This is a genomic window from Sphaerisporangium sp. NPDC051011 (assembly GCF_040653595.1).
Lineage (GTDB): Bacteria > Actinomycetota > Actinomycetes > Streptosporangiales > Streptosporangiaceae > Sphaerisporangium.
The window spans coordinates 404,806-422,306 of the sequence record NZ_JBFAGG010000003.1; the positions used below are offsets into that span (position 1 = coordinate 404,806).

Consider the following 17,501-nt stretch of genomic DNA (forward strand, 5'->3'; position numbering starts at 1 on the left):
TCTGGGCGAGCCGTGCCTACTTGGCCGCGCCCACGTAGGCCGCCCACGGGCCCGCCATGTAGGAGATGCCGGTCGGGGTGCCGGCGATCTTGTTGCTCTGGAAGACCGTGACCGGCACGTTGAAGAGCGGGATCCACAACGTCTGGTCGACGAACTGCTTCTGCAGTCGGACGGTCAGCTCCGCACGGGTGTTCTCGTCGGTCGCGGCCATCGCCTGCTGCGCCGTCTTCACATACTCCGGGTCGTCGAACCCGTTGTAGTTGTTGTACTTCCCGGGGTAGGCGTAGAGGCCGAAGAACTCCAGCGGGTCAGGGATATCGAGGTTCCACGTGGTCGAGTAGAGGTCGATGTCCTTGCGTGCCTCCTTGTCGTTGAACAGGCCGTTGTACTGCTGGATCGGCAGGGTCTTGATCGCGACGTGGAGTCCGATGGCCTGGCCCGCCGCCTGGACCGCGAGTGCGGTCAGGTTGTAGGACGGGTCGGCCGGTGAGCTCGCGACCACGATCGGCTCCGACGGCGCGCCCGCCTCCTCGACGAGCTTCTTCGCGGCCTTGATGTCGGGGTCGGACGGCGGCAGGGCGTCGTAGGCCGCCTTGTAGACGTTCTCGGCGTAGGAGTACGCGTCGGGCGAGACCGGCGACTTGGCCGGCGTGGCGGCGCCGTTGAAGGCGGCCTCGATGACGTTCTGACGGTCGATCGCCATGCTCAGCGCCTGACGGATGCGCGGGTCGGCGAGCGGGCCGTCCAGGTGCCAGGTCATCAGCGAACGGACCGTCGGGTTCTTGCCGTAGTAGAGCTTCCCTGCGCCGGTGTCCTTGAGGGTCTCGGTGCCCGACGGCGTGATGAAGAAGTTGCCGTCGACCTCACCGGTGCGCAGAGCCGTGACGCGGGCGGACGCGTCCTCGTAGAACTTGAAGACGACCTGCTTCGCCTTCGGGGTCAGGTCGTGGTCCCAGTAGCCGTCGTAGGCGCCGAGGGTGATCGCCGAGCCCTGGTCCCACGACGAGAGCTCGAACGGGCCCGTGCAGTCGACCAGCCCGGACGGACTGCCGTAGCCCTCGCCCTTCGACTCGACGTACGCCTTGGAGTCGACGTAGCCGGCGGCCGTCGTCAGCATGGAGTTGAACAGGGAGTCGGGCTGCTTGAGCTTGACGGTGACCTCGAGGTCCCCCGTCGCCTTGATGCTCTGGACGTTGCCGTAGGAGGCGCCGAGGTAGCTGCCGACCTTGGGGTCGAGGTTGCGGTTCAAGCTGTAGGCGACGTCCTCAGCGGTCAGCGGAGCGCCGTCGTGGAACTTGACGCCGCTGCGGATCTTGTACACGTACGTCTTGCCGTCGGGCTGCTCGACCGACTCGGCCAGGGCCGGCGAGGTGCTCAGGTCCGGGTTGAGCCGGAGCAGCCCCTCGCACACGTTGGAGAGCACGGTGTTCTGCGGGTACGTGTTGCTGTGCACCCAGTCGAGGGTGGAGGGCTCGGCGTAGAGAGCCCACGAGAAGGAGTCGATGGGACCGGTGGCCTTGCCGGCGTACTCGACGGTCGTGAAGTCGCTGTCGGCGCCGGACTCGGACTTTTTGATCGACGAGTCGGAGCTGCAGGCCGTGAGCGTTAGCGTGAGCGTTACGGCCGCGGCGGCGAGGGCGGCGCGTGACGCAGGACGGACCACAGAAAACATCGTGGGTACCTCTTTTCAGCGCCGGAGTCGCAGGATGGCGACCGCGGCGACAATGTCGCCGCCTCGAACGAAGCGGCGATGTTACACTTACAACTTGATGTTGTGAATGCAACATCTGGGGAGTATCGGGAGAGTATCGGCGCGATTCGAGTGCGTCAAGGGTCACATCAGGTACGAGACTTGACCCATGCCTGAACCGAAAGCGATCGTCTGGTCCGAGCTTGACCCCGACGGCACCATGAGCGTCGCCCAGCGCGTGTCTGCCGCCCTGACCTCGCTCAGGTCGTCCGAGCGGCACGTCGCGACATACCTGGCCACCAACCCGTTCGACGCCGCTGCGGCATCAGCCGGCGCCCTCGCACGGGAAGTCGAGGTCAGCGACGCCACCGTCGTCCGCACGGCGCGAGCCCTGGGCTACCAAGGCTTCACCGACCTCAAGGCGGCGCTCATGCGCGACATCGCACGCTTCCGCCCCTCCTCGGAGCAGGCCAAGATCGAGAGCCTGACGGGCACGGCACGTGGCCTCGACGACGCACGCGTCGCGGCCACGCGTCTCATCGAGGAGCTGCACCGCCGCCTGGACGCGCAGGACCTGGACGCGGCGGTCGCCGTGATCGAGGACGCACGAACGGTCCTCACCTACGGCATCGGGGCGTCGGCAACGGTCGCCGACTATCTCGCACTGCGGCTCGGACGAGTCGGGGTCGTGGCGCGCTCGGTGCGTGGGACCGGATTCTCCTTCGCGGACGCCGTGCTGCAGGTGCGATCCGGCGACGGCTTGGTACTGATCGCGCCTGGACGTCTTCACCGTGACATGGAGGTGCTGCTCGACCGGTGCACCGAGCTCGACGTCCCGGTGGTGCTCGTCTCCGACACCCTCGGCCCCGTCCTGGCCAGCAGGGTCAAGGTCTCGCTCTGGGCACCCTTCTCGCCATCCGGGAACCTCGGCGAGACCCTCACCTCGACCCACATGGTCGACCTGGTCCTGGACGCGCTGATCCGGCGCGCGCCAGATCAGACAGCCGAGGCGTATGGCCGGCTGTCGGAGGCGCGGCGACGGCTCACACAGTAGCCGTTCTCCGGCGCGCCGCCGGATTGGGGGCGATGACGCCGCATGACCTCAGGCGTTTCGTGATCGCCGCCCTGCTCGACGACAGCGTGGACCTGATGCTCGTGCGCCGGACCGGGGGGAGTCAGATGATGTGGTCGGACTGGAGGGCCTGGAGGGCGAGCCAGGTGATGACGCGGTCCTCGGCGCTGGAGATCGACAGACCGGTGAGCTCTTCGACGCGGGCCATGCGCTGGCGCAACGTGTGCCGGTGGATGCCGAGCTGTGAGGCAGCCGTCTCCCAGCCGGCGTTCTCGCTGAGGAAGACCCGCAGGGAGCGGAGCAGGCCACGGGTCGTGTCGTTCTGCAACAAGGGAAGCAGCGGAGAGGTGAGCGCGGCGCGTGCCGCGGCGTCCAGGTGATGCAGGACGAGCCGGCTGGTGGAGAGGGCGGAGAACTCGATCATCGGCGACGCGTCGGCCACCGCCACCTCCAGCGCCTGCTCTGCCTGCTGGCGGCTGAGCGAGCAGCCGGTGATCGGCTGAGGTGAGCCGAGGCCGCAGCGGGCGGGCACGCTCTCGTGCTCCACCGCGTGGCTCACCCGGCGCTTCCAACGGGGCAGCTCGTCGGCCGGGACGAGTACGGTCACCACCGAGGACTCCTCGCTGATCAGCGGTGGCAGGTCGAGCTCGTCGCACCATTCGAGGACGTACTCGGCGAGTGGCACCGCGCGGGATCGGGAGCGCAGCAGTGCCACCGCGATGTCGCCCGCCGGCACGCTCCACCGGCCCGCGACCCGCTCGATGAGCGCGGCGTCGCCGCTGAGCAGGACGTCCACCGCGTCGGCCCGGGCCAGGCCCCACACGTCGCCGCCGCTGAGCGGGTGCAGGGCGAGGTCGAGCAGGACGGCGGCGTGCTGGGCCAGCTCGCGGGTGAGGCTCTTGCGGCCGGGCCGGGCGGCGACTACGAGGTGCGCGCGGGGATGCACGGGGTCGCCCACGGCGTGCACGATGAGGTCGGGGTGCCGGATCCGGGAGCGCTGGCCGAGTGCCGCCGCCCGCGCGTCGTCGATGTGCACCCGGGCGGCCCCGACGGCGGCGTGCACCGCCCCGTGCCGGTCCACGAGCACGGCCCAGCTGTCGATGCGGCCGGCCAGTGTGGTGATCACGCCTTGGGCGCCCGCGCTGCGCGCCACCTGGGTCATCGCGGAGATGCTTTCGGCGACCAGCCTGGACTCAGCCGTGCCTGTGCGCAGGAGGTCGGCGTTGAGCTGGTACGTGATGTCCTGGAAGGCCACGCTTCCGGGGATTTCGAGCACGGGGAGGTGGTGCCTGCGCGCGCTGTCCACCAGCGCGGCGGGGACGGTTTCGTGGCGTGCCCCGGTGCCGAAGGCCAGCGCGGCGATCCCGGCGTCCGCCAGCCGCCGCACGTACAGGTCGAGCTGTTCGGAGTCGGCGGGATCCAACTGGAGCCCCAGCGAGAGGAGCAGTTCGCCGCCGCGAAGCCAGGGGGTGGGGTCGGCCAGGTCGGAGATGTGCGTCCAGCGGATCGGCCGGTCGGTGCCGTCGGGCCCGGTGCGCAGCGGCAGCCGGAACCGCTGGGCGACGTCCGCCACGGTCTCCAGCATGCGCTGCTCCTTTCCGGGAGGTCCGCTATACCGTGCCACCCGCCGCCCCCGTGGCGGCATGTAGCAGTTCGGCGTCCCGTCCGCGAACGAATGGACATTTCGCCATATATCCGCAGGTAAACGGCGAACCTACCATGCATGACGTATTCGTAACGCCGGGTGACCAGACGCTGTTCCCCGGCGTGCGCCGTCCACTTCCCAAGGGAGTCGCATGCGTGCCGCAGTGTTCCAGTCCGCCGACCAGCCTGTGCGCGTCGAGGAGGTCGAGCTCGCGGCCCCTGGACCGGGGGAGGTGCGGGTCAGGATCGCCGCGGCGGGCGTCTGCGGGTCCGACCTGCACGTCCGGCGGGGTGAGTGGGACGTGCCCGCGCCGCTGGTGATGGGGCACGAAGGGTCGGGCGTCGTCACCGCCCTCGGCCAGGGGGTGACCAGCCTCGCCGAGGGCGACCATGTGGTGCTCTCCTGGGTGGCGCCGTGCGGGCGGTGCCGGTACTGCCGGTCAGGTCACGAGGCGCGATGCCAGGTGGCGGCGAACGTCGTCGCCCCCGGCGGCGTGCTCCAGGACGGCACCAGCCGGCTGAGCCGAGGCGGTGAGAAGATCTACCACTACCTCGGCGTGTCGTCCTTCGCCGAGGAGGCCGTGGTACCGGCGTCCGGCGCGATCAAGGTCCGCGAGGACGCGCCGCTGGATACGGTCGCGCTCGTCGGATGCGCGGTGGCGACCGGAGTCGGCGCGGTGACCAACACCGCGGCGGTGGTTCCCGGCAGCACTGTGGTGGTCATCGGCTGCGGCGGCGTCGGGCTCTCGGTCGTCCAGGGAGCCAGGCTCGCCGGGGCGGAACGGATCATCGCGATCGACCCGCGGGCGGAGAAGACCGCGCTCGCGGTCACCCTCGGCGCGACCGACCAGATCTCCGGTCCCGGCGTCGACGCCGTGGAGGCGGTCCGCGACCTGCTTCCCGACGGAGTGGACTACGCCTTCGACGCGGTGGGCGCGCGGGCCACGATCGAGAGCGCGATCAAGGTCCTCGGCCTCGGCGGCGCGGCCGTCGCGGTCGGACTGCCGCCCAAGGACACCGCGGCCCGTTTCGACCCGCTCGTGCTGGCCGAGGCCGACCAGCGGATCCTGGGCTCCAACTACGGCAGCGTACGGCCGGCCGTGGACATCCCCGCGCTCGTCGACCGGTACATGGACGGTCAACTGCGGCTCGACCAGCTCGTCAGCCGCCGCGCGTCCCTCGACGAGGCCCCCAACGCACTGGACGAGCTGGCCAGTGGCGAAGCCCTCCGCACCCTCCTGATCCCCTGAGGAGCCCCCCGAACATGACTCAGACCAGCGCTCGCCCCGGCGAACTCCACGACCATGGCCTCAAGCGGGGCGCGATGTCCAGCGGCGAGGTCGTCGCCCAGGCCATCGCCAACATCGCGCCCAGCGCGGTGATCGCCTTCACCGTCGCGGCCATCTACGCCGGCGCGGGCAACGCCTCGTGGCTGTCGTTCGCGCTCGCCACCGTCGTGATCCTCGCGGTCGGGTACTGCATCGCGCAGTTCGCCAAGCGCCGCGCCTCGGCTGGTTCCCTCTACAACTACGCCGCCCAGGGCACGGGACCGTTCGGCGCGTACATCACGGGGATCACCCTGATCATCGGATGCCTGGGCATCGCGTCCGGCTCGCTCAGCGGTGCCGTCGTCCACTTCAACGCCTTCCTGGACGGGATCGGGCTTCCGGCGCGGGGCACCGTCTGGAACGTGCTGCTCGCGGTCGTCATCGGCGGTCTCGCCACGCTGTTCACCGTCTGGGGAATCCGCATCTCCGCGCGGATCTCGCTGATCCTGGAGGTCGTCTCGATCACGATCATCACGATCATGCTCCTCATCGTGCTGTTCGCCGGCGCAGGCCCGATCATCGACCTGGACCAGCTGAGCCTCAGCGGCGCCACCCCGCACGGCGTGGCCTTCGGCATGGTCCTCGGCATCCTCGGATTCGTCGGATTCTCCAGCTCCGACGCGCTCGGCCGGGAGGCGCGCAACCCGTTCAAGGCCATCCCGCGGGCGATCATGTGGAGTGCGGCGGGCGTCGGCCTGCTGTACGTCTTCGCCGCCTACAGCCAGGTGGCCGGGTACAAGCCGCTGGGCGACCTCGGCGCCAGTGGCAACCCGCTGGACGAGCTGGCGGTGGCGATCGGGCTGCCAGGCTGGTTCCGCCCCGTGCTCAGCCTCGGCATCACCGCGTCGTTCTTCGCGGTGGTCGTCGCGCCGATCAACGTGGTCGGCCGCATCGTGTTCGTGATGGGCAAGGAAGGCGTCCTGCCTCGCTCGTTCGGCCGTACCCACCGCACCCAGCAGACGCCGCACCGGGCGATCCTCGCGTTCGCGCCGCTCGCCGTGCTCACCACCGCGGTGATGTACGCGGGAGGCGTGGACGGGAACGAGATCCTGATCAACGTCGACACGTTCGGCACCTACGGATACATGATCGCCTACGCCGTCGTGGCCGTCGCCGCGCCGATCTTCCTGCGCCGTGAAGGCGTCCGCCTCGCGCTCATCTGGCCGTGCGTGGTGATCTCGGTCGTCGGCATGGCCTACGTGTTCTACGCCAACGTGGCGCCGTGGCCGGCCTGGCCGCTCGACGCCGTCGTGCTGGCGTTCTTCGGAGTGGTGGCCATCGCGGCGGCCTGGTACGCCTACCTGCGGATCGCCCGCCCGGAGATCACCCGGAGCATCGGGACCACGGAGACGGACTTCCCGGAAATGGCCTGAGCGCCATTCGCCTGCGTCCCGGCGGACACCCCGCCGGCCGCAGGCGCCGGACGTAACGGGTGGGCGTTGATTGTGCGTTCTTGCCGTACGGGTCCGGGCGTCGGGGCGGGGGAGGGGCGCGTCCCGGCGGAGGATCGGCGTATGCGCGAAGTGAGAGCCGTTCTGGTGGGGCTGGTGGCCGGCGTCGTGATCCTGCCGACGCCGCCCGCCCAAGCCCACGCCGCCCACGTTCACGACCTCGGCCTTGTCCATGCCGCTCAAGCCCGCGGCACCTCTGTTCGCGGCCTCGGGCTTGTCCACGCTGCCCAAGTTCACAACAGCGCCGTTCGCGGCCTCGGGCTTGTCGACGCCGCGCAAGCCCGTAACGCCCCCGTTCACCGCCTCGGCCCTGGCCGCGCCGGCTACGGCCCGCGCGTCGTTGACGCCGGCCAGGACTGCCCGGCCCGGGCGGTGTGCGGGCGGATGCGGGTGCCGTTGGATCGGCAGCATCCGGGGGCGGGGACGACGAGTGTGGCGTTCCGGCTCGTCTACCGGCGGGACCGGTCTCGTCCGGCGGAAGGGACGTTGCTTCCCAATCCCGGCGGGCCGGGCCTCGCGGTGATCGGGCACCGGGACTACGCGGGCAAGTACCGCGACCTGCTCGCCACGTACGACCTGCTGCTGGTGGACCCCCGGGGCGTCGGCGAGTCGGACCCGCTGACCTGCCGCTCGGCGCGCGGAGCCGACCTGCACGCCTCGCGGGCGCGGGCGGTCGCGGCGGCCGCCGCCTGCGCCAGGGAGATCGGACCCCGGCGCGCGTACTACACCACGGCCGCAGTCGCGGACGACATCGACGACGTCCGCGCCCGTCTCGGCATCGACCGCCTCGACCTGCTCGGCCAGTCGTACGGCACGCAGCTCATGACCGTCTACGCGGCCCGGCACCCGCGGCACGTCAGCTCGGTCGTCCTGTCCAGCGCCTACCCGACCCGTTTCGACATGCTCGGCCGCCCGGCGGCGCGGGCCATGCGCAGGGCGGTCCGCCTCCTCTGCGACCGCTCGGGGGGCGTGTGCGACGGAAGGGACGTGCTGGACGACCTGGCGGTGGTTGCCGAGCGCCTGGACGAACGCCCCCTGCGGTACGGGAGCCGCCGCGCCGTGCTGGACGAGACCGCCCTCGCCGGCACCGTGTACAAGCTCGCCTCCGGTCACGCCGAGCTGTTCGGGCGCCTGCCCGCGGCCCTGCGCGAGGCCGTCCACGGGGACGCGGGGCCGCTGGTGGCGCTGGCCGAGCAGGTGCGGCCGATCAGCGGTTTCTCCGGCGGCGGCGTGTTCAGCGTGCCGATGTTCCTCACCGTCTCCTGCAACGACAACCCGGTGCTGTGGGACCGGAGGGCGTCCCTGGTCGTGCGGGCCCGGCAGTACGAGGCGGCGCTCGCGCGCGTGGACCGCCGCGACTTCCGCCCGTTCCGTCCTGCCGCCTGGATCGACGGCATCGCCGACCTCGGCGACCTGTGCATCGGGTGGCCGGGCGTACGGGCGCGGCCCCTGCCCCGCCTCGACCGGCTGCCGAACGTGCCGGTGCTCGTCCTGTCCGGCGAGCTGGACACCGGTACCCCGACGGAGGAGGGGGTGCTCGCGGCCAGGCCGTACCGGCACGCCCGGCTGCTGGAGGTGCCGAGCGCCGGTCACGTCGCCGAGCAGGACGACAGGGCCGCCGCCTGCGTGATCTCCCTGGAGACCCGCTTCATCCGCCGGGGGCGCGTCTCCGGCCAGGAGTGCCTGCGGCGGATCCCGCCCGTCCCGGTGCGCTCGCCGTCCCACTCCCTGCTGTGATGGGCGAGGCCTTCGGGAGGCCGCCGAGACCACTGGGACGGGGGCCTGCTCATGAGGCGTCGGGGACCCCGGGAGCGTGTGCTGACCGTGGGGAGTGAAAGTTTCACGGTGGGTTGACGGGCGCGGGCGGCAGCCCGCAAGATCATGGAGGCCCTGGTCGGGAGGGTGTTGCCGCTGTCGTCTTCCATGCCGAGGTGTGCCGATGCCCGAATCCCTGCCCAAAATGTCCCGATGGTCCAGAGTCGCGTCCGCCGTCGTGCTGGCGGCCGCCGCCCTGGCCGTGCCGCCGGCCCACGCCGACGACGTCACCCCGGTCGCCGTGACCGTCAACGCCCGTGCGGCGCTGGCCACCGTCCCCGCGACCGGCGTCGGCGCCAACCATGCCATCTGGGACGCCAACCTGGGCACCGACCAGACCGCCGACCTGCTCAAGGACGCGGGGGTGAAGCTGCTGCGCTATCCAGGCGGCTCCTACTCCGACATCTACCACTGGGCCGACCACACCGCCCCCGGCGGCTACGTCGCCCCCGGCACCGACTTCGACACCTTCATGCGCGGGGCCCGCCGCGCCGGGGCCCAGCCGATGGTGACCGCGAACTACGGCACCGGCTCCGCCGAGGAGGCCGCGGCCTGGGTTCGCCAGGCCAACGTCGTGAAGGGGTACGGGGTCAAGCTCTGGGAGATCGGCAACGAGAACTACGGCAACGGCCACTACGGCTCGGCGTGGGAGGCGGACGACCACGCAGACAAGAGCCCGGCCCAGTACGCGCGGGAGGTCGGCGCCTACGCCGACGCGATGAAGGCCGCCGACCCGACCATCAAGATCGGCGCGGTGCTCACCACCACCGCCAACTGGCCGGACGGGCTGGTCGCCGGCGGCGACGACGGCACCTGGAACAAGGTCGTCCTGTCCACCGCCGGATCGAAGATCGACTTCGTGATCCTGCACTGGTACCCGGGCGCCCTCGACAGGACCGGCCACGTCGAGGACATGATCCACCTCACCCGCGAGCAGATCGCCGCGTACGCCGGGCCCGGGTCCGAGCGCATCGGGATCGCGATGACCGAGTTCAACACCGGCTCGAGCAGCAACGGCACGAACACCCAGCCGGGCGCGCTCGCCGCCGCCGACGCCTACGCGACGCTGCTGGCGGGCGGGGTGTTCACGGTCGACTGGTGGAACGTCCACAATGGGATCGGCGCCGTCACCCAGGTCGAGGGGCACACCGACTACGGCGACTTCGGCCTGCTGTCGAGCGCGGCCTGCACCTCCGACGGCTCGGTCTGCGAGCCGCCGCTGAACACCCCCTTCGCGCCGTACTACGCGCTGCAGATGATGAGCAGGTTCGCGAGGCCCGGCGACCAGTTCGTCCGCGCCGCCACCGACCAGCCGAAGGTGGTGGCGCACGCCGCCCGCCGTCCGGACGGCGACCTGGCGGTCCTGCTGATCAACACCTCGGCTGCGACGTCCTACCCGGTCACGATCGGCTACGCGGGCTTCAGCCCGGCCTCCGGGACGCCGACCGTGCTGAGCCACACCAACGGCGCGACGAGCATCACCACCTCGGCCGTGGGCAGCGCCACCAGCCAGACGCTGCCGCCGCTGTCGCTCACCACGGTCGTCGTGCACCCGTCCTCCGTCCAGACCGGCCTGCCGGGCGCCCCCGGGCAGCCGGCCGCCTCGAACGTCACGGACAAGGCCGCCACGATCTCCTGGCCCGCCGCCGCGCCCGGCCGGCGTCCGATCGTGAAGTACGAGGTGCACCGCCAGGTGGGGGCCGTCAGCGAGCAGCTCGGCGAGACCGCCGGAACCTCTCTCACGGCCGGCAACCTCAGGCCGGGCACCCGTTACGCGGTCAACGTGATCGCCCGGGACGCGGGCGGCGCCGTCTCCTGGGCCTCCCCGCCGCTGACGTTCACCACCGGCACGCCCGCCTCCAGCTCCTGCACGGTGAAGCTCACCGACCAGAACGACTGGGGCAACGGGTACGTCGGCGCGATCGCCGTCACCAACAACGGCGCGCCGCTCGCCGGCTGGACCCTGAACTTCGCCTGGCCCAGGCCATGGCAGAGCCTGGGCAGCGGCTGGGGCGGCGTCTGGACGCAGACCGGCCCAGACGTCAAGATCGTCAACGACCCCGCCAGCCCGTCCCTGCCCACCGGCGCGACGGCGACGCTCGGCTACGTCGGCAACTACAACGGCCCGAACGTCCTCCCAGCCGTCTTCACCCTCAACGGCACCGTCTGCACGACGCAGTAGCCGCTCGGCGAGGGGGCCGGTCTCCGCGACCGGCCCCCTCCTTGAGATCTACGTTGTAAAGGGCCTGGGGAGCCCGCGCCAGGCGGCGATCGCCGCAGCGCATTCGTGCGGCCGTCCACCCGGACGGACGTACGACGATGGCATGTCCGGGCGGTGGTTAGCCGGTCGTCCTGGAGCGGAGTCCGAGCAGGGCGTCGATCACCAGGAACGCGGCCAGGGAGATCCCCATCAGAGGCAGGAAGTACCCCACCGCGAGGGTGAGGAGGGCCAGCGGCACCAGGACGGCCCAGTGCACCCGGCGCCAGGCGCCTCGCGGGTACGGGGTGCCGAACCCACGGGTCGGACGGCGCCGCCACCACATCCGGTAGCCCAGCACGATCAACGTGATGAGCCCCACGGCGATTACGGCGGGCCCGCGTCCGGTGAGCGAGGTCGCCGGACGGCGGGGTGTGCGGTCAGGGCCTGGCGCGGGTGAGGTGGAAGGTGAGCGCGAGGTCCTGGTCGTGGTGGGCGGGCAGGTCGTGGGCGGGGGAGCCCTCGGTCATGCTGACCGCGAGGACCTCGTCGGCGACCTTGCCGCCGTCGGCGCGCAGGGCCTCGGCCAGGTCGCCGGAGGCCGTCCACCACAGGTCGATGCGGTCGATGATCGACAGGCCGCTCGACTTGCGGGCGTCCTGGACCAGGCGGATCACGTCCCGTACGAGGCCGGCGCGCGACAGCTCCGGGGTGACCGTCAGGTCCAGGGCCACGGTCTCGCCGCTGCCCGACCCGGCGGCGCCGGTCTCGACGGCCCACCCGGCCCTCGGCTGCTCGGTGACGATCACGTCGTCCGCCCCGAGCTCGACCTCCGCGCCGTTCACGACGACGGTCGCCGTCCGCCCGGCGCGGATCAGCGCGGCCAGCTCGGCCGGGTCCGCCGCCGTGACGGCCGCCGCGACGTCCTTGGTGCCGCTGCCGAACCGCTTGCCGAGGGCCCGGAAGTTGGGCTTGACCGTGAACGAAACCAGGTCGGCCGAGAACGCCGACAGGTCCTCCAGCGCCTGGACGTTGAGCTCGTCGGCGATCAGCTCGCGCAGCGACTCCGGCAGGGACGCCCAGCGCGCGCTGCCCACCAGGGCCCGCCCGAGCGGCTGGCGGGTCTTGACCCCGCTGCCCGCGCGGGCCGCCCTGCCGAGCTCGACCAGCCGCCGTACCAGCGCCATCTGCTCCGACAGCGCCGGGTCCAGCAGGGCCTCGTCCACCTCCGGCCAGGTGGCCAGGTGCACAGAGGAGGGCGCGTCGGGGGCGCGCAGCACGTCCCACAGGTAGTCGGTGAGGAACGGCACCAGGGGCGCGAGCAGCCGGGTCACCGTCTCCAGCGACTCGTACAGCGTGGCGAACGCCGCCGTGTCGCCGGACCAGAACCGGCGGCGCGACCGGCGGACATACCAGTTGGACAGGTCGTCGAGGTAGTCGGTGAGCAGCCGCCCGGCGCGGGCGGTGTCGAAGACCTCCAGCGCCTCGGTGACGTCGGCGACGGCGCGGTTGAGCTCCGACAGCGCCCACCGGTCGATCAGCGGGCGGTCGGCGGGTGCCGGGGCCTCGGCCGCCTTGGACGGCGACCAGGACTCGGCGCCCGCGTACAGGGTGAAGAAGGACGTCGTGTTCCAGTAGGTCAGCAGGACCTTCCTGACGATCTCCTCCAGGCTGGCGTGCCCGACCCGGCGCGGCGACCACGGGGAGCCGGAGGTCGCCATGAACCAGCGCAGCGCGTCGGCGCCGTGCTGGTCCATCAGCGGGATCGGCTCCAGGACGTTGCCGAGGTGCTTGCTCATCTTGCGGCCGTCCTCGGCGAGGATCAGGCCGAGGCACAGCACGTTCTCGTAGGACGACCGGTCGAACACCAGCGTGCCGATGGCCATCAGCGAGTAGAACCAGCCGCGGGTCTGGTCCAGGGCCTCGCAGATGAACTGGCCGGGGTAGGACTGCTCGAAGACGTCCTTGTTGACGTGCGGTGCCCCCCACTGCGCGAACGGCATGGACCCCGAGTCGTACCAGGCGTCGATCACGTCCGGCACCCGCCGGGCCTCGGCGCCGCAGTCCGGGCAGGGGAAGGCGACGTCGTCGACGAACGGGCGGTGCGGGTCCAGGGCCGACAGGTCGCGCCCGGCGTGCTCGCCGAGCTCCTTCAGCGACCCGACGCAGGTGACGTGCGACTCGTCGGCCGTGCAGACCCACAGCGGCAGCGGCGTGCCCCAGTACCGCGACCGGGAAAGCGCCCAGTCGACGTTGTTGCGCAGCCACTCGCCGTACCGGCCGTCCTTGATCGTGGCCGGGAACCAGTTCGTGCGCTCGTTCTCGGCGAGCAGCCGGTCCTTGATCGCGGTGGTGCGGATGTACCAGGACGGCAGGGCGTAGTAGAGCAGGGCCGTGTGGCAGCGCCAGCAGTGCGGGTAGCTGTGGTCGAAGTGGGCGCCGCGGAACAGCAGGCCCCGGGCGCGCAGGTCCTCGGTGAGGCCCTCGTCGGCGTCCTTGAAGAACGTGCCGCCGACCTGCGGGACCGTGGCCAGGAAGCGCCCGTCCGGGCCGATCGGGTTGACCACCGGCAGGCCGTACCGCTTGCAGGTCGTCATGTCGTCCGCGCCGAACGCCGGGGCCTGGTGGACCAGCCCGGTGCCGTCCTCGACCGTGACGTAGTCGGCGAGCACGACGTAGTGGGCGCCGGGGATGTCGACCAGCTCGAACGGCCGGGAGTACGGCGTGTGCTCCAGCTCGGTGCCGGGCATGCGCTCGGTGACCGTCCAGCCCTCGCCGAGGGCGGCGTCCATCAGCGGCTCGGCGACGATCACCGGCTTCTCGCCCTCACGGGACGCCACGACGTAGGTCACGTCCGGGTGGACGGCCACGGCGGTGTTGGACACCAGCGTCCAGGGCGTGGTGGTCCAGATGAGCAGGTCGGCGCCCTCGAAGCGGCCCGCGGTCACCGGCATGCGGACGTACACCGACGGGCTGGAGACGGTCTCGTACCCGCCGGGCTGGCCGAGCTCGTGGTCGGACAGGCCGGTGCCGCAGCGCGGGCAGTACGGGGTGATCCGGAAGTCGCGGAACAGCAGGCCCTTGTCCCAGATGACCTTCAGCGACCACCAGACGGCCTCGACGTACGACGGGTCCATCGTGCGGTACGCCTGGGACATGTCGACCCAGTAGCCCATGCGCTCGGTCATCGCCTCGAACGCGTCGACGTGCCGCTCGACCGACTCGCGGCACCGCTGGTTGAACTCGGCGATGCCGTACGCCTCGATCTCGGGCTTGCCGGACAGGCCGAGCTCGCGCTCGACGGCGACCTCGACGGGCAGGCCGTGGCAGTCCCACCCGGCCTTGCGGGCGACGTGGTAGCCGCGCATCGACTTGTAGCGGGGGAAGACGTCCTTGAAGACGCGGGCCTCGACGTGGTGGACGCCGGGCATGCCGTTGGCGGTGGGCGGGCCCTCGAAGAACACCCAGGACGGGCCGCCGGCGTTCTGCTCCAGCGAGCGCTCGAAGACCTTGCCGTCACGCCAGCGGTCGAGCACCTCGGCCTCGAAGGCCGGCAGGTCGGCCTGCGGGGGCAGGGGCCTGAAGTACGGTGAGGACGGTGAGGACGGGGCCGACGACGTAGACATGGTAGGGGTGGACCTCCACGCGAGCTGATTTCTCCATGGCGTGGAGGGACGAGGCCGGGAAGCCCCGCGGTACCACCCTCCTTGACCCCTTCCGAGAATCTCCCGAAAAGAGGCCCACTCTTGTCTGCGCTGCCGGTTCTACTGGGCTCCGCCCGGCGCTGGGCCGGTCTGGGCCGTTCTTCCGGCGGCTCCGGGTGATCTTCCCTCCGGCTCTCGCCCCGGGCTTCCACCGTCCCCAGGTCGCTCGTGCGAGGTGGGCACGGAGGTACTCGTCCCATCGACGCCTTGCAAACTAAAACGATATCCCACCCCAGGGAGAGGACCGACACATTCATGAGGCTGGCGATCAGGGTACGGCCGGGCGCCGCGCGCGAGTCCGTCGGCGGCGCCTACGGCGAGAGCGCCATTGTGGTGAAGGTGAACGCCCGTGCGGTCGACGGCCAGGCCACCGAGGCGGCGCTGCGGGCCGTCGCCGAGGCGTTCGGCGTGCGCCGCTCCGACGTGCGTCTGGTAACCGGAGCGACAAGCAGGGATAAGGTCGTGGAGATCCTCGGCAACGACCAGGAATTGACCGAAAGGGCCACGGCGTTACGGATGGCGTAAACGGTCGGCGCGTCGTTTGTTCTTCCGAAATGGCCGACCTATGCTTCCCGCACTGTTCATCTGGTCGATCGGCGAGGAGACCTTCATGGCGGGCATGACGCGGGCGGCCAAGACCGCCACCGAGACGAGCGGCGACGCCGTATGGACCGGCCGGGAACTGGCCGCGGTCCGCGACCGCCTCCACGGGGAGATCGAGGAGCTCAGCGCCGAGGTCGCCAGGGCCGAGTCGCAGATCGCCTCGGGCGACATCAGCGACAGCGCCGGGGACGACCAGGCGGACGCGGGCGCCAAGACCTATGAGCGGGAACGTGAGATCGCCCTTACCCTGAATGCGCGCGACCTCATCGCGCAGAACGAGCGGGCGATCGTCCGTATCGACGCGGGAACCTACGGAGTGTGCGAATCGTGCCACAAGCCGATCGGCAAGGAACGCCTTCAGGCGTTCCCGAGGGCGACGCTGTGCGTGTCGTGCAAGCAGCGGGAGGAGCGCCGCTGACCCCCCCGACGGACGCCTCGGGCCGCCCTCCCGGCGGCCCCGGGTCCGCGCGCGCCCGGCGCATGGGCGGCCTCGTGGTCGTCGCGGTCCTCGTCTACGTGCTCGACCTGATCAGCAAGACCATCGTGGTACGGGAGCTCGAGGGCAAGGATCCGATCCGGCTGATCGGCGACCTGCTCCAGCTTCGCGTCATCCGTAACTCCGGCGCGGCGTTCAGCATCGGCACCGGAATGACGATCATCTTCACGGTCATCGCCCTCGGTGTGGTGATCGCGATCCTGCGGACGGCCCGGCGGCTGCGCAGCGTCCCCTGGGCGATCACCCTCGGCCTGCTGCTCGGCGGCGCCCTCGGCAACCTCACCGATCGCCTCTTCCGCGCCCCCGCCCCCCTCCAGGGGCACGTCGTCGACTGGATCGAGGCCTTCCCCGGGCACTTCCCCGTCTTCAACGTCGCCGACTCCGCGATCGTCTGCGGGGGCATCCTCGCCGTGCTGCTCGCCTGGCGGGGCCACCAGCTCGACGGCTCGCGCGCCGGCGACGAGGCCGCGGCCTCAGCCGGGTCTTCCCCGGAGTCCTCGGAGTCGCCGGAGTCCTCGGGGGAGCGGGGAGGTGAGCGGCATGGGTGAGCTGCGCAGCCTCCCGGTGCCCGACGGGCTGGAGGGTGAGCGCCTCGACGCCGCGCTGGCCCGCCTCTTCGGCTTCTCGCGCACCCTCGCCGCCGACCTGATCTCCTCGGGCGACGTCCAGGTCGACGGCGCGCCCGCCGCGAAGTCCGACCGCGTGCACGCCGGCGCGTGGCTGGACGTCGTGATCCCCCCGCCGCCCACCACGCCGATGCCGGTCGCCGAGCCCGTGCCCGGCATGCGCGTCCTGTACGAGGACGACGACATCGTGGTGGTCGACAAGCCGATCGGCGTGGCCGCCCACCCGACCGTGGGCTGGACGGGGCCGACCGTCATCGGCGGCCTGCTGGGCGCCGGGCACAAGGTGGCCACCAGCGGCGCGGCCGAGCGGCAGGGCATCGTCCACCGCCTGGACGCCAACACGACCGGTGTCATGGTCGTCGCCAAGAGCGAGGTCGCCTACTCGCGGTTGAAGCGGGCCTTCAAGGAGCGCACGGTCGAGAAGCGCTACCACGCGCTGGTCCAGGGCCACCCCGATCCGCTGCGCGGCACCGTGGACGCGCCCATCGACCGGCATCCGGCGGGGGACGGCAGGTTCGCCGTGGTCGCCGGAGGCAAGCCGTCGATCACCCATTACGACACGATCGAGGCGTTCCGGGCGGCGTCGCTGCTCGACATCAGGCTGGAGACCGGCCGCACCCACCAGATCCGCGTGCACATGGCGGCCACCCGCCACCCGTGCGTGGGCGACCTCGCCTACGGCGCCGATCCGACGCTCGCGGCCCGCCTCGGCGTGACCCGCCAGTGGCTGCACGCCGTCTCGCTCGGCTTCGACCATCCGGTCACCGGTGAATGGGTGTCCTTCAGCAGCGACTACCCGGCCGAGCTCGCCCGCGCCCTGGACGTGGTCCGCGCGGAGTCCTGACCGGCCGCAGGCCCGGGGGCGCTCTCACATC

The 17,501-nt window shown here is 71.3% G+C and carries 13 protein-coding genes; 9 read left to right on the forward strand and 4 right to left on the reverse strand.

Annotated features, from left to right (window positions below; translation table 11 throughout):
- Nucleotides 1-16: 16 nt before the first annotated feature.
- On the reverse strand, nucleotides 17-1,663 hold the full coding sequence (locus AB0H21_RS09100; RefSeq protein WP_358513725.1) for an ABC transporter substrate-binding protein: 1,647 nt from the start codon (nucleotides 1,661-1,663) through the stop codon (nucleotides 17-19).
- Nucleotides 1,664-1,859: 196 nt separating this feature from the next.
- On the opposite strand from AB0H21_RS09100, the gene AB0H21_RS09105 reads away from it, so the two are divergent.
- Nucleotides 1,860-2,744, forward strand: coding sequence for a MurR/RpiR family transcriptional regulator (locus AB0H21_RS09105; protein WP_358513727.1), 885 nt, complete (start codon nucleotides 1,860-1,862; stop codon nucleotides 2,742-2,744).
- A gap of 121 nt (nucleotides 2,745-2,865) precedes the next feature.
- On the opposite strand, the gene AB0H21_RS09110 is transcribed toward AB0H21_RS09105, so the two are convergent.
- A complete protein-coding gene (locus tag AB0H21_RS09110) occupies nucleotides 2,866-4,347 on the reverse strand; it encodes a PucR family transcriptional regulator ligand-binding domain-containing protein (RefSeq protein WP_358513729.1) in 1,482 nt (493 codons plus the stop codon).
- A 211-nt stretch (nucleotides 4,348-4,558) separates the two neighbouring features.
- Between AB0H21_RS09110 and AB0H21_RS09115 the strand changes: the two genes are divergently transcribed.
- The 4 genes from AB0H21_RS09115 (at nucleotide 4,559) to AB0H21_RS09130 (ending at nucleotide 11,182) form a co-directional block, all read left to right on the forward strand.
- Entirely contained in the window at nucleotides 4,559-5,656 is a 1,098-nt protein-coding gene (locus AB0H21_RS09115) for a Zn-dependent alcohol dehydrogenase (RefSeq protein ID WP_358513731.1), read from the forward strand.
- 14 nt (nucleotides 5,657-5,670) lie between these two features.
- The gene (locus AB0H21_RS09120) at nucleotides 5,671-7,107 is read left to right on the forward strand and encodes an APC family permease (protein ID WP_358513733.1); all 1,437 of its coding nucleotides are present in this window, start codon (nucleotides 5,671-5,673) and stop codon (nucleotides 7,105-7,107) included.
- 141 nt (nucleotides 7,108-7,248) lie between these two features.
- The gene (locus AB0H21_RS09125; protein WP_358513735.1) at nucleotides 7,249-8,922 is read left to right on the forward strand and encodes an alpha/beta hydrolase; all 1,674 of its coding nucleotides are present in this window, start codon (nucleotides 7,249-7,251) and stop codon (nucleotides 8,920-8,922) included.
- A 202-nt stretch (nucleotides 8,923-9,124) separates the two neighbouring features.
- Nucleotides 9,125-11,182 (forward strand): cellulose binding domain-containing protein, encoded by a 2,058-nt coding sequence (locus AB0H21_RS09130; RefSeq protein ID WP_358513737.1) that lies wholly within the window; start codon nucleotides 9,125-9,127, stop codon nucleotides 11,180-11,182.
- 157 nt (nucleotides 11,183-11,339) lie between these two features.
- Here the strand turns inward: AB0H21_RS09130 and AB0H21_RS09135 are convergent, their stop codons facing one another.
- Both AB0H21_RS09135 and ileS read right to left on the reverse strand, forming a co-directional pair.
- Nucleotides 11,340-11,579 (reverse strand): hypothetical protein, encoded by a 240-nt coding sequence (locus AB0H21_RS09135; RefSeq protein WP_358513739.1) that lies wholly within the window; start codon nucleotides 11,577-11,579, stop codon nucleotides 11,340-11,342.
- Between the two features lie 58 nt (nucleotides 11,580-11,637).
- On the reverse strand, nucleotides 11,638-14,823 hold the full coding sequence (gene ileS, locus AB0H21_RS09140) for an isoleucine--tRNA ligase (protein ID WP_358513741.1): 3,186 nt from the start codon (nucleotides 14,821-14,823) through the stop codon (nucleotides 11,638-11,640).
- A gap of 333 nt (nucleotides 14,824-15,156) precedes the next feature.
- On the opposite strand from ileS, the gene AB0H21_RS09145 reads away from it, so the two are divergent.
- The 4 genes from AB0H21_RS09145 to AB0H21_RS09160 all read left to right on the forward strand — a co-directional run bounded on the left by AB0H21_RS09145 (nucleotide 15,157) and on the right by AB0H21_RS09160 (nucleotide 17,470).
- Nucleotides 15,157-15,426 (forward strand): DUF167 domain-containing protein, encoded by a 270-nt coding sequence (locus AB0H21_RS09145; protein WP_358513744.1) that lies wholly within the window; start codon nucleotides 15,157-15,159, stop codon nucleotides 15,424-15,426.
- A 94-nt stretch (nucleotides 15,427-15,520) separates the two neighbouring features.
- Nucleotides 15,521-15,922, forward strand: coding sequence for a TraR/DksA C4-type zinc finger protein (locus AB0H21_RS09150; protein ID WP_358514224.1), 402 nt, complete (start codon nucleotides 15,521-15,523; stop codon nucleotides 15,920-15,922).
- The gene (gene lspA, locus AB0H21_RS09155; RefSeq protein WP_358513746.1) at nucleotides 15,886-16,548 is read left to right on the forward strand and encodes a signal peptidase II; all 663 of its coding nucleotides are present in this window, start codon (nucleotides 15,886-15,888) and stop codon (nucleotides 16,546-16,548) included. Before AB0H21_RS09150 ends, lspA begins: the two co-directional genes overlap by 37 nt.
- A complete protein-coding gene (locus AB0H21_RS09160) occupies nucleotides 16,541-17,470 on the forward strand; it encodes an RluA family pseudouridine synthase (protein WP_358513748.1) in 930 nt (309 codons plus the stop codon). Before lspA ends, AB0H21_RS09160 begins: the two co-directional genes overlap by 8 nt.
- The last annotated feature ends 31 nt before the right edge of the window (nucleotides 17,471-17,501 follow it).